We start from the raw sequence: 19,432 nt of genomic DNA on the forward strand, positions 1-19,432 counted from the left end.
ATGGCGTCGCTGTTATCATATTTGCGTGACCTCGGGCACAGCTTTGCGTGACCTCGGGCACAGCTTTGCGTGACCTTGGGCACAGCTTTTGCGTGACCTCGGGCACAGCTTTTGCGTGACCTTAGATGCACATCCGCGACCAAATCGCGCGCGGCGCATCTTTTCGGCGCCTCAGAAACGCGTTACGCTCCTCTTCATGGACTTGTTGCGCCATAAGAAGATGGCTGCGGGACGCGGCTTTCTCGACGACCAGTTCCTGATTGCCATGCCCGGCATGAAGGACGACCGCTTCACGCGTTCCGTCATCTACATTTGCGCGCACAGCGACGAAGGCGCGATGGGCCTGGTCATCAATCAGACGCAGCAGATGCTGTTTCCGGATCTGCTCGTGCAGCTCGGCATCATGAACGAACAGGAGGCGATCCGCTTGCCCGCCCAGGCCCGCGACTTCGTCGTGCGCAACGGCGGACCAGTGGACCGCAGCCGCGGCTTTGTCCTGCATTCGGGCGACTACCGGGTGGAATCGTCGCTGGCCGTCTCCGACGACATTTGCCTGACCGCGACCGTCGACATATTGCGCGCCATTTCGTCGGGCCGTGGGCCCCGGCACGCGCTGATGGCGCTCGGCTATTCGGGCTGGGGCGCCGGTCAGCTGGAAAGCGAAATCGCCGAGAACGGTTGGCTGACCTGCCCGGCAAATGCGGAGCTTCTGTTCGATACCGACATCGAGCGCAAATACGACCGGATTCTCGCCTCGATCGGTATCGACCTCGCCCATCTCAGCCTGGCGGCCGGTCACGCCTAGTGGTGAAAACCCTATACCTGGCTGGTTACCGCCGCATTGCCGTCGCCAGCCGTTTTCCCAAATCGTAGACGAGATTCTCGAACCCTGACGTCCAGGACACGTCAGCCTCTTTCACGCGGGTTTCGACATCGCTGTATTTGCCGATGCGGGCTTCTAAGAAAGAGCGCATGCGCTGGTGAAACTGGCTGACGGTGAGCTGTTTTCCCTCGGCCTTGAAGATCGCAGTATTGAAGCGTGCCGCCTTGGGGAAGATCTTGCTGGCAGTGGCATTGGGCTTCTCATCGGCGTTCGACAGGAGCTGCGCTGCGCCCTTAGTGCCAAGGAAATGGGGTAGGTAAAGATCCCTTTCGTCCATCGCCTTCTCGATTCGGGCTTCGATGCGTTCCTTGGCCGCGAGAAGGTTCTTGGCCGCAAGTGCTGCCGACAGATAGGGATCGCGCCTGAATTCAAGGATGCGCTCTTCTTCGGCCTTGTCGTCGACGAAATGGTGTTCGCGCTTGCCCTCGGGGCGGGTCCGGATCAGTTCCGCTTCGTCGCCCAAGCCGAATTCTGCACCGTGCTTCTTCACCGCCTCGAGCCAGGTCTGGTCGAGGAATTGCATAAGACCAAGCGCCGACCCTTTAGACGGGCGATTGTTGATGTCGAAGGAGGATTCCTTCTCGGCGATCGCAAAAAGGGTGTCGGCAGGAAATTGGGTGTCCTTGGCTGCACGAAGGATTTCGCTGGCGATGTGCTGCGACACCTTGTACTCGCCGAACTCGTGCATCGACATGCCGAGGACGATCTGTTCCGCGCCTTCGGAAAGGATGGAGACGGTGCCCTTCAATGCGTCGGCCAGCGTGCGTTCTCCCTCGCGTCCAGAGGTCGATATGGTGTCTGGATCGATGATGTCGAACTCGGGCGCGGCCGAGGGGAAACTCAGAGCCGAGTACGGAACAGCAGTGGCAACTGCGGCTTCGGTCACTCCGTTGGCCAAGACTCCCGAATAGACCGGCCATGGCATGGCTGCCACTGTCGCCGCCAGGCCAAGCCCTGCGATCCTTTTCGATAAAGGCCGTCCGCCCGAAAGGATGACGGCTCCGCAAGCAAATAATTCAAATGTTCCTTGGAGTGACGCCAGGTCCCCCTCCGTTCCTTGTCTAGCCGCCCAGATACTTGGGGCAGGTCTATTTCCAACGTTGAGCCGTCAACGTCGAAAAAGACAAGAAGAACGGTCAGTGCTTCATTTAGCTAGTCATGGATAATGGCGGCACAATGGCCACAGTGCGGCAAAATAATTCGAAATGTAAAACAAGCGGATTTTAATCGAGGGCTACGTAGCCAATGCGTTGCTTGTGAAGCATCTCGATTGCGAGCAGGAATTTCCCTGAGGTGGTCTGCCCTCGACCGCAGCGGGGCAATCCCTTCGGTTCTCGAACAGAAGATTGTGCATGAGCAGCCATTCTCGGCACAATACTCGATCGAACGAGTTCTCCGTTGGTGAGAGTCATTTAGCCTTGGGCTGTCGCCAGATTGGTGCTGAGCTCGAAGGCCAGTCCCGACCCAATGGTGTATGGCTGCAGCACGGGCGCACTCTCGCTCACGATCGCCTCCACGACGCGCTTGCGTTCCTGATCACCCATTTCCTTGGCTAAGGAACTCATCCCGACCAGCGCCATCGTATTCAGATGCAGGAAAGGTACGCCTTCCCCGAAATGGATGGTGCGCGAAATAATCCTCGATCGGACCTCGTGGAAGCCGACGTCTCGCAGCAGCGCCTCAAGTGGAGCCGCTTCCCCGAAGCTGTACCGTTGATCGGCGATGGCGCCCAAATGGCGCTCCGCGACGCGGCGCAACTCGCGAAAGAACGGGATTTCGTCGTCCGGGCGCCATGTGGCGACCGCCAGCCTACCACCTTTCGCCAGCGCGCGACGCATCTGCGCCGCCGCCGCCGGTTTGTCAGGAAAGAACTGCAGTCCTTGCTGGCAGACGACCACGTCGAACATCTTACCGTTACGCAGAGGCAGCTCGCCGGCATTGCCCTGACGCCAGTCGATGGCTGGTTCTACAGCCCGCGCCACGGCAAGCATGTCGGGGCTGATGTCGACGCCGACGATATATCCGGCTTCACCCAGCCGCTCTCTTGCAACGCGCGCCACTATTCCTGTTCCGCAAGCGATATCGAGGACGCGATCGCCCGAAGACAATTTCAGCTCGTCAAGAGCCATCTCGGCCCATGGACGGAAGAGAGGGCCAACGAGCCACCGCTCGTACATCTCCGGGAAACTTGCCTGACCCATTGCATAACTGGGTAGCGTCATGATTGTCCTCCTTCAAATTTCCATCGGGCCATTGTGAGCCTTCTCCCGCGCTCCTTGGGCGAGCACGATTTCAACGAAGCAAGAAAGTTTCAGTCGTTTCGCAAAAAAAGAGAAGGCATCTCAAATCAGCATAGCTCAAGTCTCAGCAACAGACGCCTAGCCGGGCCAATCGAACGTCTGGGCAGCTCGGACCATTGCCGCCGTCGCTGGGCTATAGGGCCGGCCCGGAACGCTAGCCAGGGACACCGTGCGTGCCACCGCGGGTTCGATCAGCGGACGCTGCAGAAGTTCAGGCGATGTCACCGAATATTCAGGCATGAAGGCGAAGCCGATCCGCGCCAGCACCATTGATTGGACCCAATCCTCGCGCTCGGAACGAAAGCGGGCATAAAGGCTGACGTTTCTTTCCCGGCACACACCCATCACCAGGTCCCGCATTTCGCAGGACAGACGATCGACATAGGGTTCTTGAGAGAGATCGACCAACTTGATTGCATTAAGGCTCGCAAGCCGGTGATCCGGCGCGAATACGACGACGTAGCGCTCACTGTAGAGATCATGGACGCGGAAAGCCGCTCCCAATCCCTCCAGCGGATTGAGAACGGCCAGATCGAGATCGCCTTGCTCAAGCCTGTTTTTCAGTTCCTGAACGCTCGCCTCGCTAACTTCAAGCTCGACGCCATGATAGTCGCGCTGGAACTTTGCCAGGAACCGGGCGAGCTTCACATGGCCGATGGTCGACATGACGCCGAGGCGGATCGGCACCTGATTGAGCAGCCTGAAATTATCAGCAAGCGTTCTGGTTGCGTGGGCCTCCTGCATGATCTGCTGAAGATGAGGCAGAATGGAGCGCCCGAACTCACTCAGGAGGATGCGCTTTCCCTCGCGGTGGAACAACGGCGCGCCAAGCTCACCCTCGAGCGTCTTGACCGCTTTGGTGAGCGCCGGCTGAGACACATTGCAATCGGTGGCGGCCTTGGTGAAGTTCAGCATCTTCGCGGCGGCAAGCACGTAGCGGACCTGAAACATCTCCATGGCGAGCCCTCCCGAGGCGGTTCCACGAAACGCCATTGTAGCCCTTTCATCGATAACTGTCGGCTATCGATCGATAGAAAAAATGTCGTTCTCTTTCGCCCGCCGCTGCATTCAACTCCTGTGGTCACTGTTCACAGGAGGAGATCTGGAAATGACTGTCTACATGGTGGAACGCGACCTCAAGGGCATCAGCATGGAAGCTTTGGGAGGTGCGCAGAAGGCGGCGATCAGCAAAGCCGCCGAGATGACCTCCAACGGCACCGACATCAGCTATCTGCGCTCGACCTTCGCACCCGAGGATGGGCGCTGCATGTGCCTGTTTGATGCTGTCTCCGATACCGACGTGAAGCGTCTAAACGACGATGCGGGGCTGCCCTATCACAGAATCGTGCCGGCGCTCGATCTTACCCCATAAGGCCAGCACGACCGGGCTCGTGATGACCATCCGGGCCCGGTGTTCTTGCGGAATCATGCGCAGTGCGCCAGGCTGTTCACTCTGGAACGACGGAAAGACCAAGACGTTCGTGCATACTGCATCCCCTAGCCATAGGTTCAACGCTTGTTGTTCCAGGAGTCGGAGGCGTACCATGTTTGGCAATTCGGGCACCATTCCTCTGCCTCGCCCGCTTGAGCGTCGTGTGGATACTCTTGCGCAGTCGTTTATGCGCCAGCGGCTCGGATCTCAGATGGACTTCTCGACCCCGGAAGGCGAGCCGGCGCTGTTAGCGCCCAACTCGGTGTCCTGGCGTATTTTCAAGAACCCCGTTGCGCTGTTCATCGGCGGGGTTACCGCGGTGCTGCTCGAATTGGCAGAGCCGCGGGTTCGCGACGCTATTTGGCAGCACAGCACATTCCGCTCGCAGGCGCTCCGACGATTACAGCGTACGGGCCTCGCTGCCTTGGTTACGGTCTACGGCCCTCGAACTAAGGCTAAGGTCATGATTGAAGGTGTGGTCAGGATGCATGGGCGCGTTTCAGGTCGAACCAGCGAAGGTGAGCCATACCACGCCACCGACCCGGAGTTGCTGAATTGGGTGCAAGCGACGGCCGGGTTTGGTTTCATGGAGGCGTATCACGTCTATGTGCATCGTCTGCATTTTTTCGAACGGGACGCGATGTCTGCTGAGGCTCGCCCCGTCGCACTCCTCTATGGTGCGGCCGGCGCCCCCACGTCGCAGGCCGAGCTTTACGCGCTGTTCGATGTGATGCGGCAAAGACTCGTCCCGTCGCCGATCGTCTCGGAGTTCCTGGAGATCATGGAAGACGTCCCCGCCTTGCCGGGAGTGGCTCGACCGCTTCAGCGGCCATTTCTGAAGGCGGCAGTCGAGATCCTACCCCGCTGGGTTCGCACGCGCTTGGCACTCGGCGACCGCTGGACGTTGAAGCCGTGGGAGCGTGCTTTTGTGAAGACGACGGCTGCAATCTGCGAGAGCATCGTAATCCCTTCATCCCCGGCCGTCCAGTCGTGCCGTCGCCTCGGCCTTTCCGAGAGCTATCTCTATCGCCACCGTTAATTCAGGCCTTCCAATATTGACGGAGCCGCGCCGCGGGTAGCAAATTAGTTTTCGATACCGCGTGACCAAAACGGGTTACTCGCAACCTCCGAGCGCCAGGAAGCAGACCCCTGGCATGTCGCCCAAAGTGCGCAGCGGTTTTGGGACAACGACTTGCACGAAATCAAACCTGGGTCAGCGGATACTGTTCCTTCAGCGTCTTCAGCACCTGATCGCCGGGCATCGGCGCGCCGAACATGAAGCTCTGCACATATTCGCAGCCCATCTGGCGCAGTTCGAGCGCATCGCTTTCATCCGAAATGCCCTCCGCCACGACCGAAAGGCCGAGTTCATGCGCCATGTTGACCATGGATTTGAGCAGCACCGCGCGCTTCGGTGTGGCGTCGTCGACGAAGCTCTTGTCGATCTTGATCGTGTCGAAGGGGAAGCGCGTCAGATAGGCCAGCGATGAGTAGCCGGTGCCGAAATCATCCAGCGACAGGCCGATACCAAGCTTCTTCAGCTTGTTCAGCACATGGGCTGTCTGCTCCGGGTTATCCATCACCAACGATTCGGTGAGTTCGAGCCGGAAGCAGCGCGGCTTCAGATTGGCCCGCGCGATCACCGAGCGGACGTCGCTGACCAGATCGCGGCGGATGAGCTGGCGGCTGGACAAGTTGACCGAAACCGACAGCGGCGCGTCGCCGATCTGCTTTTGCCACCCGGCCAGATCTTCGGCGGCCTGTTGCATGGCGAACAGGCCAAGCTGCACGATGAGGCCGCAGCTCTCGGCGACCGGGATGAAATCGCCAGGCGGGATCATGCCGCGGCGCGGATGGTCCCAGCGCAAAAGCGCCTCGAAGCCGGCGACACTGCCGTCTTCGAGGCGCACGATGGGCTGGTAAGCGAGTGTGAATTCGCGCCGTTCGATGGCGCGGCGCAGGTCGGACTCGAACTGCAGCCGGTCGGTGCCGACGGTCCGGAAGGCGGGGCGGAACGGCTCGATCCTGTCGCCGCCGAAACGCTTGGCCTGGTGCATGGCAAGCTCGGCGTCCTTGACCATATCCTCGGCCGAACTCTGCGCCGAGGTCCAGGTGACCAGCCCGATCGAGGCGGTCAGCACGATCTCGCGCTTGGCAAAGGTGATCGGATTGTTGATCGCATGCTTGATGGCGTCGGCAACGGCTGCGATGCGGGCCGGGTCCTGTTCGGAAAGCAGCATCAGCGCGAACTGGTCGCCGGCAAAGCGCGACAGCGAATCCTTCGGCTTGAGCAGCCGGTGCAGCCGGCGCGCAACGGTCAGCAGGATCGTATCGCCGGCCGAGATGCCGAGCCCGTCATTGACCTGCTTGAACCGGTCGATGTCGATGACGAAGACGGTCGGACGCACCTTCTCTTCCGTGCGCGCGATCGAGATGATCGCCTCCAGCCGGTTCATCAGCAATTCCCGGTTCGGCAGGCCGGTCAGATTGTCGTGCACGGCATCGTGTAGCAGCCTCTCCTCGGACTTCTTCTGCTCCGTCACGTCGACCATGGTGCCGACGCAGCGGATGACCTCGCCGTCCGATCCGATCACCGGCCGGGCACGCAGCGAAAACCAGTGATAGTGCCCGTCGGCGCCGCGCAGGCGGAAATTCTGCGACACCCGGCCGCGCCGGTGTTCGAGCACCACGTCGAGCGTGGTACGGAACGTGTCGCGGTCGTCGGCATGCAGCACCGGCAGCCAGTTGCGGGCGGCGCCGCCCAGACTGTCGGGCGCAAGGCCAAGCTGGATGCTGACATCCGGCTTGGTGACGACGCGGTCGCGCATCACGTCCCAGTCCCACACCGTGTCGCCCGATCCGGCGACGGCCAGCGCCTGCCGTTCGAGATCGGAGAACAGGCCCTGATGCAGCGCGCCGCCGGCAAAGGCGTGCTGCATGACGGTGAAGCCGATCAGCAGGATGATGAGGATCAGCCCGCCGCCCAATGCCGGCTGGGCGATGTCGTTGTCGAGCATGCCGGTGATCGCCATCCACGACCCGCATAGCCACAACAGGACCATGACCCAACTGGGCACCAGCATGATGGCACGGTCGTAGCCGCGTATGCCGAGGAAGATGATCAGGCCGAGGCCGGTCAGCGCGGTGGCGGCGAAGGACAGCCTGGCGATGCCGGCGGCGACCGCCGGATCAACGATTGCAACGCCTGCGATCAACACCAGTCCCAGAATCCAGACCAGCGCGCCGTAGCTGAAATGGCCGTGCCATCGGTTAAGGTTGAGATAGGCGAACAGGAAGACCACGAAGGTCGCCGCAAGCGCCACCTCCGTTCCGGCTCGCCACATCTGCTCGTTGCCGGGCGATATTTCCAAAACCTTGTTGAGAAAGCCGAAATCAATGCAGATATAGGCGAGCACCGCCCAGGCGAGTGCTGCGGTTGCCGGGAACATCGAGGTCCCCTTGACGACGAAAAGGATGGTCAGGAACAGCGCCAGGAGGCCGGCGATGCCGATGACGATACCGCGAAACAGTGTGTAGGAGTTGACCGAGTCCTTGTAGGATTCCGGATCCCATAGATAGACCTGCGGCAGTTTGGGCGAGGCAAGTTCGGCAATGAAGGTGATCACCGTTCCGGGATTCAGCGTCACCCGGAACACATCGGCGTCGGGGCTGGTCTGGCGGTCGAGCGCGAAGCCCTCGCTGGGCGTGATCGCGGCAATGCGGGTCGAGCCGAGATCCGGCCAGAAGATGCCGGAATTCACCAGCCGGAAATGCGGTGCGACGATCAGCCTGTCGAGCTGCTGGTCGGTGGTGTTGGCAAGCGCGAACACCGCCCAGTCGCCGGTCGAGCGCGCATCATTGGCTTCGACCTCGATGCGCCGCACGATGCCGTCCGGACCCGGCGCGGTCGACACCTGGAAGTTCTCGCCCTGGTTGCGGTAGATTTCGACGGCGCCCGAAAGGTCGAGCGCCACATCGTCGCGGGCGATCTTGATCGGCTCGACGGCGACGGCCGAGGACGCCGCGCAGAGCACGACGATTGCCGTCAGCACAAAGGCAAACAACGACCCGATTCGCAGGAAATTCGTCAAAAATCAGTCCTTCGTTCCCGCGCCCGGCGGATCGTCTTCGATCCGGGCGTAGAGGTAATGGTCCTGCCAGATGCCATTGATCCTGAGATAGGATCGCAGAAGTCCTTCGCGCCGGAATCCGGCTTTTTCAAGCACGCGGATCGACCGGGCGTTGTCGGGAATACAGGCAGCTTCGATCCGGTGCAACCTCAGCGTATCAAAGGCGAACCGCGTCACCACCTTGACGGCGTCGGTCATCAGGCCACGGCCGCTGTAGCGCTCGCCGATCCAGTAGCCGATATGGCCGCTTTGCGCGACCCCGTGGCGGATATTGCCGAGGGTGATTCCACCGACAAGCTTGCCATTGCCTTTCTCGAAGATAAAGAAGGCTATAGCGGTTCCCTGCGCATAGTCTTCGCGATAGCGGCTGAGGCGATGCCGCCATGCCGTGCGGTCGAGCTCGTCGGGGTTCCAGCGCGGCTCCCACGGCTCCAGGAAGGCGCGGCTTTCCCCGCGCAGCACCGACCATTCGCGATAGTCGTTGGTCAGCGGCACGCGCAGCGTGACCCGGTCGCCCTTCAGTGCCGGCAGGTCACGGCGAAAGAAAGGGAGCGCGAACATGACGCTTTGATGGACTTAGCCGGCGAGCTTTCGGGCCGTGGTCTGCGTGCCCGATAGCGATTCGAGGACCGCCTCATAGGGAGCGAGCGTACCCACCGGTCCGACGGCGGTCAGCGTCGGCTTGGTCGAAAACAGCCGCGACGACAGGTCCGTCAGCCGCTCGACCGTCAGCGCCGACAGTCGTTCCATCAGCTCTTCCTTGGCGATCGGCCGGCCGAACAGAAGCATTTGCCGGGCGATCTGCGAGGCACGGCTGGCCGGGCTTTCGGCGGACATGATCAGGCCTGCGCGGTACTGGGCGCGTGCCCGGTCGAGTTCCTCCTGCAGGATGCTCTCGCCGACCTTCTGCAACTCGTCGATAACCACCGGCACCAGTTCGGCGATGTCGCTCTGCCCGGTCGCGGCATGGACGCCGAATATGCCGGTGTCGGAAAAGCCCCAGTGGAAGGCATAGACCGAATAGCACAGCCCGCGCTTTTCGCGGACCTCCTGGAAAAGACGCGACGACATGCCGCCGCCAAGGATCATCGACAGGACCTGCGAGGCGTAGAAGTCGCGTACATGATAGGCGCGGCCCTCGAACCCGAGCACGATCTGCGCGTCCATCAGGTCGCGGTCCTCGCGGAAATCGCCGCCGACATATTGCGCAAATTGCGGCATCGTGTTGTCGGATTTGCTGCGGAAACCGCCGAGATGCTTCTCGACCTCGCGCACGAAATTGTCGTGCTTGATGTCGCCGGCGGCGACGACCACCATGCGCTCGGCGCCATATTGCCGTTCGATGAATTTGTGCAATTGCTTCGAGGTGAAGGATTTGACGGTTTCCGGCGTGCCGAGGATGGAGCGGCCGATCGTCTGGTGGCGGAAAGCCGTCTCGGTGAAGCGGTCGAAGACGATGTCGTCGGGCGTATCGTGAGCGGCGCCGATCTCTTGCAGGATCACATGCTGCTCGCGCTCCAGCTCCTGCGGGTCGAACTCGGATTCCTGCAGGATGTCGGAGAGGATATCGACGGCCAGGGGCACGTCGTCGCTCAGCACCCTGGCATAATAGGAGGTGGTCTCGACACTGGTGGCGGCATTGATCTCGCCGCCGACATCCTCGATTTCCGAGGCGATTTCGAAGGCGCTGCGCCTTCTGGTTCCCTTGAACGCCATATGTTCAAGCAAGTGAGCCATTCCGTGCTCTTCGCTACGCTCGTTGCGGGCGCCTGATTTGACCCAGGCACCAAGAGCGACGGATTCGAGGCTTGGAAGGGTTTCGGTGGCGACTGTCAGGCCGTTCGACAGACGGCTTACCTCAACACCCATATAGCAAATACTCCCTAACTTGCCGCCCGCGTGTGGCGGCTAACATAATCTTCCACCATTTTCAGGTCGGATGGAAGTACCGTGTATTTTTCCTCTGATGTCATCAACCCGCCTAGCCATGCGGGCAGGGCAGGCGACACGCCACTGGCGGCTTCGACGGCGGCAGGGAACTTTGCCGGATGGGCAGTGCCCAGCACCACCATCGGCACGGAATTGATGGCCTTCGCAGCCGCAACATGCATGGCCGCGGCCGTGTGCGGGTCGAGCAGATAGTCGCTGGCTGCGAGCGTTGAGCGGATCGTTGCGGCGACTTCGTCCATGGTCGAACGGCCGGCATCGAATTCGGAGCGGATCCTGGCGATCTCGCCCGCTTCGATGGTGAAGGCGCCGGACTGCTTGAGGCCGCCCATGTAGCGCCGCACGGTCGAGGCGTCGCGGCCGGCCGCCTCGAACAGCAAGCGCTCGAAATTCGAAGAAACCTGGATGTCCATCGACGGCGACGTGGTCGAAAAGACGCCTTTCGTGCGATATTCGCCGCTCGACAGCGTGCGCGCCAGAATGTCGTTGTCGTTGGTCGCGATGATCAGCCGCTCGATCGGCAGCCCCATCTTCTTGGCGGCGTAGCCGGCGAAGATGTCGCCGAAATTGCCGGTCGGCACCGTGAAGGAAACCGGCCGGTCGGGCGCACCGAGCGACAGCGCCGATGAGAAGTAATAGACGATCTGGGCCATGATGCGGGCCCAGTTGATCGAATTGACCCCGGACAGCGACACCCGGTCGCGAAAACCGTGATCGTTGAACATGTCCTTCACCAGGCCCTGGCAATCGTCGAAATTGCCTTCGACCGCCAGTGCATGGACATTTGCGGCGATGGACGTTGTCATCTGCCGCTGCTGCACCGGCGAGACCCGGCCGTGCGGGAAAAGAACGAAGATGTCGGTGCGGTTGCGCCCGGCGAAGGCATCGATGGCAGCCCCGCCGGTGTCGCCGGACGTGGCGCCGACAATGGTGGCGCGCTGGTCGCGTTCGGCAAGCATATGGTCCATTAGCCGGGCGAGAAGCTGCATGGCGACGTCCTTGAAGGCAAGCGTCGGGCCATGGAAGAGTTCCAGAACGAACATGTTCGAGCCGGTCTGCACCAGCGGACAGACCGCCTCGTGACGGAAGGTCGCATAAGTTTCGCGCAGCAGGCGTTCGAACACCGGCATCGCGATCTCGCCGCCGAGAAACGGCGACAGCACGCGGATGGCGAGGTCGGGATAGGCAAGGCCGCGCATGGCGCGGATCTCGGCCGCCGAAAACTGCGGCCAGGTATCAGGCACATAAAGACCGCCATCGCGCGCCAAGCCCGCCAGCACCGCGTCGGAAAATCCAAGCACGGGCGCTTCCCCGCGGGTACTCACATATTGCATCGTTATCTTCCATTGCTGCCGGGCGGTTTCGTCCGCGGCAAAGTGGTTAATTTCCGCACTTGCTCAGTCGCATTTTTGCCGCGCGGTTGATATACGTCACCCGCTTTGCGAGAGGGAAGTGCAGTTCATGGCGTTTCATACATTCAACGGTCGTTTTGTCGCGGGTCTGGCGCTCACCGGCTTTATGCTTACCGCCTCCGGCTGCCAGTCAGGCGGCAATGGCATCCTGGGCTTCGGAAAGACGGACACGACACCACCACCACCGCCGGACCCCAAGGTTCTCGCCAGCCAATTGCAGGCCTATTGTCCGAAAGTGACGCTGCGCGACGGCACCGCCTACTTCAACACCTACGCCAAGGGCAGCCAAAAGCCCAAGAGAAAAGCCGCCGCCCAAGACGCCGAAGCTGCCGCGCTTGATGCGAGCAGCGACCAGCAGGACGATTCCGCGAAGATCATCTACCAGGCTTCGATCACCGATGTGACCCGCGACTGCATCCGTGCCAACGGCTCGCTGACGATGACGATCGCCGTCGCCGGCAAGGTCGTTCCGGGACCGATGTTCAGCCCGGGCACCATCACCATGCCGATCCGTATCGCTGTGATGCACGGCACCGAGGTCCTTTACTCGCAGCTTCACCAACATCAGGTCCAGGTTACCAATCCCTCCAGTGCCACCCAGTTCGTCTTCACGGATTCGAACGTTGTCGTTCCCGAGCCGACCGCGAAGGATTATCAGGCGTTCGCCGGCTATGACGAAGGCCCGCCGAAGAAGACCGACAAGAAGATTGCCGCGGTCGAATAGCGGCGGCGTTGGAGCCGCCTCCGGCGGAGGCGCATGCGTCACGCATCTGCCGACCATTCCGACAGGGCGGCGATCACGCTTTTCAGCTCCGCCCAGCGGCGGATGACCGTTTCGGCGCCGGCCTCGGTCAGCGCGTCGGCATGCCCGGGATAGCTGTGCGCCGCTCCGGTGAAGCCGATCACACGCATGCCGGCTGTCCTGGCGCCGGTCACGCCATGCACGGAATCCTCGATGACGAAAGTATTCGCCGGATCGGCCTTGAGCTTTTCCGCGGCAAAGAGAAACACGTCGGGCGCCGGCTTGGATTTTCCGCTCGGCGTTTCCAGCGAGGAAAAAATGTGCCCGGCGAAAAACGGCAGCAGACGCACCTTCTCCAGCATGAATTCGATCCGCTCGGTGCGCGAATTCGAGCAGATGCAGCGCGGCACGGACACTGCGGCGACCGCCTCGTGCACCCCGTCGATGGCGCGAACCTCGCTGCGCAGCCGACGGTCGACCAGGTCTTCGGCGCGATCGATCAGCGAGGCCTGGAACGGGACGCGGGACTTCTCCTCGACCCGCATCATGATGTCCTTGAAGGTCAGCCCGGCATAGGTTTCGGAAAGCTCCTCGGCCGATATCTCGTAACCGGCCGACGTCAAAAGCTCGGCTTCGATGCGCGCGGCGATGATTTCGGAATCGACGAGCACGCCGTCGCAATCGAAGATGACAAGGTCTGGCTGGGGCATTGGCGATCCGGAAAGCGGGAGGGAGGAAGCTGGGACGGTTCAGGCGGCGCGGCATACACCAACAGGCCGATCTTCGCAAATTACCTGGGGTCCGAACCTCCAGGCCTTCACCGAATATTTACGCTGATCGGTAACCATAACAGGGAGTAAACAGTAACGCGTGCTTTGGGTGTCACAATGTCTGCCGTGCGTCTTCTCGACGAGCTTTCCCATGCTCCTCAGCAATCTGAATGGCTGGATACGATCCTGAAGGGCGATTGCGTCGCCGCGCTCGACCGGCTGCCGGAAAAATCCATCGACGTGATCTTTGCCGATCCGCCCTACAATCTGCAGCTCGACGGCGATCTGCATCGGCCCGACCAGTCCAAGGTCGATGCCGTCGACGACGATTGGGACCAGTTCGCCAGCTTTGAGGTCTACGACGCCTTCACCCGGGCCTGGCTGCTGGCGGCGCGCCGCGTGCTGAAAACCAACGGTACCATCTGGGTCATCGGCTCCTACCACAACATTTTCAGGGTCGGCGCCAAGATGCAGGATCTGGGGTTCTGGATCCTCAACGATGTCGTCTGGCGCAAGACCAATCCGATGCCGAATTTCCGCGGCCGCCGCTTTCAGAACGCTCATGAGACGATGATCTGGGCCTCGCGCGACCAAAAGGGCAAGGGCTACACCTTCAACTACGAAGCGCTGAAGGCGTCGAACGATGACATCCAGATGCGTTCCGACTGGCTGTTTCCGATCTGCACCGGCGGCGAGCGCCTGAAGAATGAAAATGGCGACAAGCTGCATCCGACGCAGAAACCCGAAGCGCTGCTCGCCCGCATCATGATGGCCTCGACCAAGCCCGGCGATATCGTGCTCGATCCTTTCTTCGGCTCAGGCACCACCGGCGCGGTGGCCAAGCGCCTCGGCCGCCATTTCGTCGGCATCGAGCGCGAGCAGGCCTATATCGACGCCGCCAACGAGCGCATCGATGCAGTCCGGCCGCTGGATCGGGCTGATCTTACCGTGCTTACCGGCAAGCGCGCCGAGCCGCGCGTTGCATTCGTCAGCCTCATCGACACCGGGCTGATGCTGCCGGGTGCCACGCTCTATGATGCCAAGAAGCGCTGGGCGGCCCGGGTGCGCGCCGACGGCACGGTGGCGGTCGGCGACAGCGCCGGATCGATCCACAAGGTCGGCGCGGAAGTTCAGGGGCTGGATGCCTGCAACGGTTGGACCTTCTGGCATTATGAGCGCAGCGGCGGCCTGACCCCGATCGACGAGCTTCGCCGCATCGCCCGCCTCGGCATGGAGCGGGCAGGGGCCTGACAATAACCGCTATGGCGGTCTCGTTGCACATCGTTCCCGAAGCAGGGTCGCGCTTTCTCGACCGAGAAGTGTCGCGACGCGTTCCGCCAATGCCGTCGTCGGTCTTCGTCCTTCTGCTCGTCGCATCGCCTCGATCGGTTTGGTTTTCGTATCGCTGTAAAGATCGATGAACGGGCTGGGTCAGGCATCTTGGCTTGCCTTTTCGCCGGGTTACACCTTGATGCCGCGCACAGCGCGCTCACCGTGGAATCTCACGATCATGCGAGTCGCAGACCGAGGTAACGAACCATCGGGTCGAAGTCTCGGTCATCATGCAACAGCGCGTGTCCGCCCTGGATGCAGAATGTGCCGATAATCATATCGACTGTCCTGCGGATGGTGATGCCCCGCTGCCGGAGCATGCGGTAGTTTCGGGCAGCTTCGACTGCCCTCGCCGGATCCAGCATCGGTACAATGGCGAACTGTCGGAGGTTTCGTTCAATCAGTTGGGCATGCGGTTCGTTGAGCGCGCCTTGTAGCACTTCCAGCAGGATCAAGTCTCCGACCAGAATCTCCTGAGCGTCATCGAGATGCCTGAGCTTACTGACCGAGACGCTCTCCGTATTGCGGAGATGGGCGATCCACACGGAACTGTCGACGACGATCATCGATGCTGATCGGGCGAACGGCCTTCCCGCATGGCGTCAAGATCGCCCTCCCAACCGGCGCCAGCAAGGGCGGCGATAGCCATATCCTGCCGGTGCCGGCGCACCAGAGTGCGCAGGGCCGCCTCAATCGTCGCTTTCTTGGTCCTGAGACCGGAGGCCGCCATGGCCTCCGCGATCAGTTTGTCGTCGAGTTCGATGTTGGTTCTCATGGCGGTTCTCAATGTGCATGAATTGGACTAATTATACACATTCTGCTCCTGACCAACAAGCCGTCACACAAAAGAGGGGACAAGGCCTACGTCGACCAGTGGCTGCATCTTGCCAAGGCGACGGGTGAGTTCGACCGCATCTACGATTCTCACGTCAAGTAGCGCCCGACGATGCGATCCAATGGTAGCGCCGTGGAGCGCGCGTCTCAGCGACTGCACCACCACCATCACACGCCGTCTTGTCCATCAACTTGAGAGGACAAACACAGATACAGCCGTTGCGCGCTTTGCCACCTATTAAGCTCACCCGATTGCCCTGGGCCGACAAAGGATGCTATTGCACTCCGCCGTGTTGAAGCGGGTAATCAGTCAGGCCCGTCGCAATGATCACACTCTGATCCCCAGGCGATCGAGGTCCGCCTCGAGCGTCTTGGCGTCGATGAACAGCACCGACTGCCAGCCCGCCGCCTTGGCGCCGTCGACATTCTTCTGGCTGTCGTCGATGAACAGCGTGGCCGCGGGCTCGAGGCCGAAGGCGGCGACATGATGATCATAGATGCCGCGATCCGGCTTGATCATGCCGATCTCGCCCGAAATGGTCACACCGCGCGGACGATTGAGAAAGTCGAAACGCTGCCGGGCTTCAGCCAGCGTGTCGGCGGCGAAATTGGTCAGCATGGTGACGTCGTGGCCGCTCTCGATCAGCTTGTCCATGATCTGGACGCTGTCGTCATAAGCGTGCGGCACCATCTCGTGCCAGAGGCGGCGGAAGTTGCGGATGTTTTCGGCGTGGTCCGGGTGTTCGCTGATCAGCAGCGCCTCGGCCTCTTCCCAAGTCCGGCCGCGATCCTGCTCGATGTTCCAATCATGCGTGCAAACATTGCCGAAGAACCATTTCCGCTCTTCGGCGTCGGGGATCAATCGGCTGAAGGGCAAGTTCGGATCGTAGTGAATCAGCACTCTGCCGATGTCGAAAACGATGTGGCGGATTTCGGTCATTCTTGTCCTCGTTCAAGGCAATTCAATGTGGGGCGATACAATGTGGGCGATTCAATGTGCGCGCTGCTTCTTCGTCGCGCCCGGTATCGCCGCTTCGATTACCTTTTTCATGACAGTGGGCAGCGCTTCGCCAGAAATTTCATGGGCCAGCGACCAGAAATGCCCCGCAGGGGCGGCGCCATCGGTCATCGCTTTGAAGACGTCGAGTTCGAGCGCGAAATGGGTGAAGACATGGCCAATCCGGCCGGCTGGACGCCAGTTGCCGGGGAAGGGCGCCGCCGCGTCCGTGGTGGCGCCGTCGATCCGCGCGGTCCAGCCGGTCGTCGGTACTTCGGTCATGCCGCCGAGCAGGCCTTTATCCGCACGTTTGCGCAAAAGAATGGCGCCGTCGCCGCGTACGGCAACGAAGGCAGCCCCGCGCCGCAATGGTTTCTCGCCCTTCGGCCGGCGGACAGGGAAGCGTTCGGGATCGCTTGAAACGGTGGCGCTGCAATCCTCTCGCAGCGGGCACAGCATGCAGCGCGGTCGCCGCGGCGTGCAGATCGTCGCGCCCAGGTCCATCATTGCTTGGGCGAAATCGCCCGGTCTGGTCGCTGGAACCATGCGCTCGACACGGGCGCGTATGTCACCCTTGGCTTCGCTCAGCGGCGTGACGATCGAAAACAGCCGGGAAATGACCCGCTCGACATTGCCGTCAACGACCGCGGCGGGCTGGTCGAAGGCGATCGCCGCGATCGCCGCCGCCGTGTAGGCGCCGATGCCGGGCAGCTCTCTCAAGCCAGCTTGTGTATCCGGAAACCTGCCGCCTTGCCGTGCGACGAGATCGGCGCAGGCCTTGAGATTGCGCGCGCGGGAATAATAGCCGAGCCCGGCCCAGGCCTTCATGACATCCTCGGTCGGTGAGGCGGCCAACGCCTCGACATCGGGCCACTTCTGGACAAAGGCCCGGAAATAGGATTTTACCGCTTCGACCGTGGTCTGCTGCAGCATGACTTCGGAAAGCCAGACGCGGTAGGGATCGGGTCGCACGCTGCGTGCCAGCTCGCGCGGCGCAATACGCCACGGCAAGTCGCGGTGATGCTCGTCGTACCAGGCGAGCAGGCGGGACGCGATATGGTCGCTGTCTCCGGATGCGGCTCTGCCGCTGTCTCCAGATGCAGCTTTGCTGCTGTCTCCGGATGCGGTCTTGCGGGTCTGGTCGTACAGTGCCATTGATCGAGGACTGGCCTAACCGATGCGAGGTGAAGGTCGTGACTGGAGAACGCACATGGCAGGGAAAAGGCCCTTCGGCAATCCCGTTCCGGTGAGTGATCTCGCGACCCAGATTCTCGATCCGGTGTTGCGCAAGCGGGCCGGGATGTCGATCGGGCTCGTCCAGTCATGGGAGGAGATTGCCGGGCCGCGGCTTGCCAGCCGTTCGCGCCCTGAAAAGATCCAGTGGCCGCGCCGCATGCATGAAGATGATCCGTTCGAGCCGGCGGTGCTGGTCATCGCCTGCGAAGGCATGGCCGCGCTCCATCTGCAGCACGAGACCGGCGAGATCATCAACAGGGTCAACGCCTTCCTCGGCTTCAACGCTATCGGCCGCATCAGAATCGTGCAAAAGCCGGTAACGGCGGACAAAGGGCGGCCTAAACCAAGCTTCCGGCCGCTGACCGCGGCCGAGAAGATGAAGTTGTCAGGCACCGTCGGAAGGATCGAGGATGACGGGCTGCGCGCTTCGCTGGAGCGGCTCGGCGCCACCATTCTCGGTCAAAAGAAGGTATAATCTCGCGCGTTCGTGATCGCGTACATAAGATTTGGCGATTGGAATGGTGACGGCGATGCCTTAATTCGCGCCAACTCTCGCCTTTTCTAGCCATTGCATTGCAAAATCCAACATCGTCAGGTGATTCGTATGCCCAGTCTTTTGTCCCGCAGAAACCTCCTGTCGTCGCTGGCCGCCATTCCGGCGGTGGCCCTGCTCGCCGCCTGCAGCGACTCGGGCGAGAAAGCCGTGGCGGAGGATGCGAAGCCTGCGGCGCCTGCAGATGCGATGAAGCCGGCCGACCCGGCGAAGCCGGCCGCTCCTGCCGCGGCCAAGGCGCCCGAGGCCCAGGGGACGGTGGATATGGCCGCCTTGCTTAAGCCCGGCGCACTGCCCGACATGCAGCTCGGCAAGGACGACGCGAAGGTCACCATCGTCGAGTATGCCTCGATGACCTGCCCGCACTGCGCGCATTTCCACGAAACCACCCTCCCGGCGCTGAAGACGAAATATATCGATACCGGCAAGGCCCGCCTTATCCTGCGCGAATTTCCCTTCGACCCCAGCGCCGAGGCCGGTTTCATGCTGGCGCGCTGCTCCAAAGACAATTATTTCCCGATGGTGGACGTTCTGTTCAGGCAGCAGGCGAACTGGGCAGGTGTCGCCAATACCAAGGACGCCCTGCTGCAAATCTCCAAGATGGCCGGTTTTACACAGGAGTCCTTCGAGGCCTGCTTGACCGACCAGAAACTTCTGGACGATGTGAGATCGATCCAAAAGCGCGGCGCCGATGAATTCAAGGTCGACTCGACGCCGACCTTCTTTATCAACGGGAAGACCTACAAGGGGGCGCTGTCGATTGAGGAAATCTCGGCCATTATTGACCCTCTGCTCTGATGTTTCGGCAGCGCCGAAGCGGCTGCGTTTCGGCGTGCGCGACTTTTTGCTGTGCCGCGGATTCTT

General features: G+C 61.4%; 19 protein-coding genes. 7 read left to right on the plus strand and 12 right to left on the minus strand.

Annotated features, from left to right (window positions below; all coding sequences use genetic code 11):
• The first annotated feature begins 196 nt into the window (after positions 1-196).
• Positions 197-805, plus strand: coding sequence for a YqgE/AlgH family protein (locus tag NKH36_RS30995; protein WP_023799312.1), 609 nt, complete (start codon positions 197-199; stop codon positions 803-805).
• Between the two features lie 25 nt (positions 806-830).
• Here the strand turns inward: NKH36_RS30995 and NKH36_RS31000 are convergent, their stop codons facing one another.
• The 3 genes from NKH36_RS31000 to NKH36_RS31010 form a co-directional block, all read right to left on the minus strand.
• A complete protein-coding gene (locus NKH36_RS31000; protein ID WP_352964984.1) occupies positions 831-1,769 on the minus strand; it encodes a transglycosylase SLT domain-containing protein in 939 nt (312 codons plus the stop codon).
• A 526-nt stretch (positions 1,770-2,295) separates the two neighbouring features.
• Positions 2,296-3,105 (minus strand): class I SAM-dependent methyltransferase, encoded by an 810-nt coding sequence (locus NKH36_RS31005; protein WP_352964987.1) that lies wholly within the window; start codon positions 3,103-3,105, stop codon positions 2,296-2,298.
• A 156-nt stretch (positions 3,106-3,261) separates the two neighbouring features.
• Positions 3,262-4,176, minus strand: a complete 915-nt coding sequence (locus NKH36_RS31010) for a LysR family transcriptional regulator (RefSeq protein ID WP_352964989.1) — start codon at positions 4,174-4,176, stop codon at positions 3,262-3,264.
• A 46-nt stretch (positions 4,177-4,222) separates the two neighbouring features.
• Here NKH36_RS31010 and NKH36_RS31015 point away from each other — a divergent pair, with 46 nt between their 5' ends.
• Together NKH36_RS31015 and NKH36_RS31020 are read left to right on the plus strand one after the other, a co-directional pair.
• The gene (locus NKH36_RS31015) at positions 4,223-4,555 is read left to right on the plus strand and encodes a DUF4242 domain-containing protein (RefSeq protein WP_352964992.1); all 333 of its coding nucleotides are present in this window, start codon (positions 4,223-4,225) and stop codon (positions 4,553-4,555) included.
• Positions 4,556-4,727: 172 nt separating this feature from the next.
• Positions 4,728-5,654: an oxygenase MpaB family protein gene (locus tag NKH36_RS31020; RefSeq protein ID WP_352964994.1), complete on the plus strand. Its 927-nt coding sequence runs from the start codon at positions 4,728-4,730 to the stop codon at positions 5,652-5,654.
• Positions 5,655-5,817: 163 nt separating this feature from the next.
• On the opposite strand, the gene NKH36_RS31025 is transcribed toward NKH36_RS31020, so the two are convergent.
• From NKH36_RS31025 to thrC, 4 genes are read right to left on the minus strand one after another with little or no spacing between them, the layout of a single operon-like run.
• Positions 5,818-8,706, minus strand: coding sequence for an EAL domain-containing protein (locus NKH36_RS31025; RefSeq protein ID WP_352965792.1), 2,889 nt, complete (start codon positions 8,704-8,706; stop codon positions 5,818-5,820).
• Positions 8,707-8,709: 3 nt separating this feature from the next.
• Positions 8,710-9,306 carry a GNAT family N-acetyltransferase gene (locus NKH36_RS31030; RefSeq protein ID WP_123147085.1) on the minus strand — a complete coding sequence of 199 codons (597 nt, stop codon included), beginning with the start codon at positions 9,304-9,306 and terminating at the stop codon, positions 8,710-8,712.
• Positions 9,307-9,321: 15 nt separating this feature from the next.
• The gene (locus NKH36_RS31035; protein ID WP_352965795.1) at positions 9,322-10,614 is read right to left on the minus strand and encodes a M16 family metallopeptidase; all 1,293 of its coding nucleotides are present in this window, start codon (positions 10,612-10,614) and stop codon (positions 9,322-9,324) included.
• 14 nt (positions 10,615-10,628) lie between these two features.
• The gene (gene thrC / locus NKH36_RS31040; RefSeq protein WP_352965798.1) at positions 10,629-12,026 is read right to left on the minus strand and encodes a threonine synthase; all 1,398 of its coding nucleotides are present in this window, start codon (positions 12,024-12,026) and stop codon (positions 10,629-10,631) included.
• Positions 12,027-12,153: 127 nt separating this feature from the next.
• Here thrC and NKH36_RS31045 point away from each other — a divergent pair, with 127 nt between their 5' ends.
• A complete protein-coding gene (locus NKH36_RS31045) occupies positions 12,154-12,828 on the plus strand; it encodes a hypothetical protein (protein WP_352965801.1) in 675 nt (224 codons plus the stop codon).
• A 38-nt stretch (positions 12,829-12,866) separates the two neighbouring features.
• Here the strand turns inward: NKH36_RS31045 and NKH36_RS31050 are convergent, their stop codons facing one another.
• Entirely contained in the window at positions 12,867-13,556 is a 690-nt protein-coding gene (locus NKH36_RS31050) for an HAD family hydrolase (RefSeq protein WP_352965804.1), read from the minus strand.
• A gap of 177 nt (positions 13,557-13,733) precedes the next feature.
• Here NKH36_RS31050 and NKH36_RS31055 point away from each other — a divergent pair, with 177 nt between their 5' ends.
• Positions 13,734-14,867: a site-specific DNA-methyltransferase gene (locus NKH36_RS31055; protein WP_352965807.1), complete on the plus strand. Its 1,134-nt coding sequence runs from the start codon at positions 13,734-13,736 to the stop codon at positions 14,865-14,867.
• A 257-nt stretch (positions 14,868-15,124) separates the two neighbouring features.
• Here the strand turns inward: NKH36_RS31055 and vapC are convergent, their stop codons facing one another.
• From vapC to mutY, 4 genes are all read right to left on the minus strand, one after another.
• Positions 15,125-15,514, minus strand: a complete 390-nt coding sequence (vapC, locus tag NKH36_RS31060) for a type II toxin-antitoxin system VapC family toxin (protein WP_352965810.1) — start codon at positions 15,512-15,514, stop codon at positions 15,125-15,127.
• Entirely contained in the window at positions 15,511-15,723 is a 213-nt protein-coding gene (locus tag NKH36_RS31065) for a type II toxin-antitoxin system VapB family antitoxin (RefSeq protein ID WP_352965813.1), read from the minus strand. The genes vapC and NKH36_RS31065 overlap by 4 nt, the downstream gene beginning before the upstream one ends.
• Positions 15,724-16,110: 387 nt before the next feature.
• A complete protein-coding gene (locus NKH36_RS31070) occupies positions 16,111-16,722 on the minus strand; it encodes an HAD family hydrolase (protein ID WP_352965816.1) in 612 nt (203 codons plus the stop codon).
• A gap of 51 nt (positions 16,723-16,773) precedes the next feature.
• The gene (mutY, locus tag NKH36_RS31075) at positions 16,774-17,934 is read right to left on the minus strand and encodes an A/G-specific adenine glycosylase (RefSeq protein WP_352965818.1); all 1,161 of its coding nucleotides are present in this window, start codon (positions 17,932-17,934) and stop codon (positions 16,774-16,776) included.
• Between the two features lie 55 nt (positions 17,935-17,989).
• On the opposite strand from mutY, the gene NKH36_RS31080 reads away from it, so the two are divergent.
• Both NKH36_RS31080 and NKH36_RS31085 read left to right on the plus strand, forming a co-directional pair.
• Positions 17,990-18,490: a DUF721 domain-containing protein gene (locus NKH36_RS31080; protein WP_352965821.1), complete on the plus strand. Its 501-nt coding sequence runs from the start codon at positions 17,990-17,992 to the stop codon at positions 18,488-18,490.
• A gap of 129 nt (positions 18,491-18,619) precedes the next feature.
• On the plus strand, positions 18,620-19,366 hold the full coding sequence (locus tag NKH36_RS31085; protein ID WP_352965823.1) for a DsbA family protein: 747 nt from the start codon (positions 18,620-18,622) through the stop codon (positions 19,364-19,366).
• Positions 19,367-19,432: the final 66 nt, after the last annotated feature.

It is taken from the genome of Mesorhizobium sp. M1312 (assembly GCF_040318115.1).
GTDB lineage: Bacteria > Pseudomonadota > Alphaproteobacteria > Rhizobiales > Rhizobiaceae > Mesorhizobium.

Coding starts and splice junctions, on each gene's coding strand:
- NKH36_RS31035 (WP_352965795.1), bottom strand. CDS start 10,614: ATGGGTGTTGAGGTAAGCCGTCTGTCGAACGGCCTGACAGTCGCCACC.
- NKH36_RS31080 (WP_352965821.1), top strand. CDS start 17,990: ATGGCAGGGAAAAGGCCCTTCGGCAATCCCGTTCCGGTGAGTGATCTC.
- NKH36_RS31005 (WP_352964987.1), bottom strand. CDS start 3,105: ATGACGCTACCCAGTTATGCAATGGGTCAGGCAAGTTTCCCGGAGATG.
- NKH36_RS31030 (WP_123147085.1), bottom strand. CDS start 9,306: ATGTTCGCGCTCCCTTTCTTTCGCCGTGACCTGCCGGCACTGAAGGGC.
- NKH36_RS30995 (WP_023799312.1), top strand. CDS start 197: ATGGACTTGTTGCGCCATAAGAAGATGGCTGCGGGACGCGGCTTTCTC.
- NKH36_RS31020 (WP_352964994.1), top strand. CDS start 4,728: ATGTTTGGCAATTCGGGCACCATTCCTCTGCCTCGCCCGCTTGAGCGT.
- NKH36_RS31055 (WP_352965807.1), top strand. CDS start 13,734: ATGTCTGCCGTGCGTCTTCTCGACGAGCTTTCCCATGCTCCTCAGCAA.
- NKH36_RS31015 (WP_352964992.1), top strand. CDS start 4,223: ATGTCGTTCTCTTTCGCCCGCCGCTGCATTCAACTCCTGTGGTCACTG.
- NKH36_RS31045 (WP_352965801.1), top strand. CDS start 12,154: ATGGCGTTTCATACATTCAACGGTCGTTTTGTCGCGGGTCTGGCGCTC.
- NKH36_RS31085 (WP_352965823.1), top strand. CDS start 18,620: ATGCCCAGTCTTTTGTCCCGCAGAAACCTCCTGTCGTCGCTGGCCGCC.
- mutY (WP_352965818.1), bottom strand. CDS start 17,934: ATGGCACTGTACGACCAGACCCGCAAGACCGCATCCGGAGACAGCAGC.
- NKH36_RS31010 (WP_352964989.1), bottom strand. CDS start 4,176: ATGGCGTTTCGTGGAACCGCCTCGGGAGGGCTCGCCATGGAGATGTTT.
- NKH36_RS31070 (WP_352965816.1), bottom strand. CDS start 16,722: ATGACCGAAATCCGCCACATCGTTTTCGACATCGGCAGAGTGCTGATT.
- NKH36_RS31065 (WP_352965813.1), bottom strand. CDS start 15,723: ATGAGAACCAACATCGAACTCGACGACAAACTGATCGCGGAGGCCATG.
- vapC (WP_352965810.1), bottom strand. CDS start 15,514: ATGATCGTCGTCGACAGTTCCGTGTGGATCGCCCATCTCCGCAATACG.
- thrC (WP_352965798.1), bottom strand. CDS start 12,026: ATGCAATATGTGAGTACCCGCGGGGAAGCGCCCGTGCTTGGATTTTCC.
- NKH36_RS31050 (WP_352965804.1), bottom strand. CDS start 13,556: ATGCCCCAGCCAGACCTTGTCATCTTCGATTGCGACGGCGTGCTCGTC.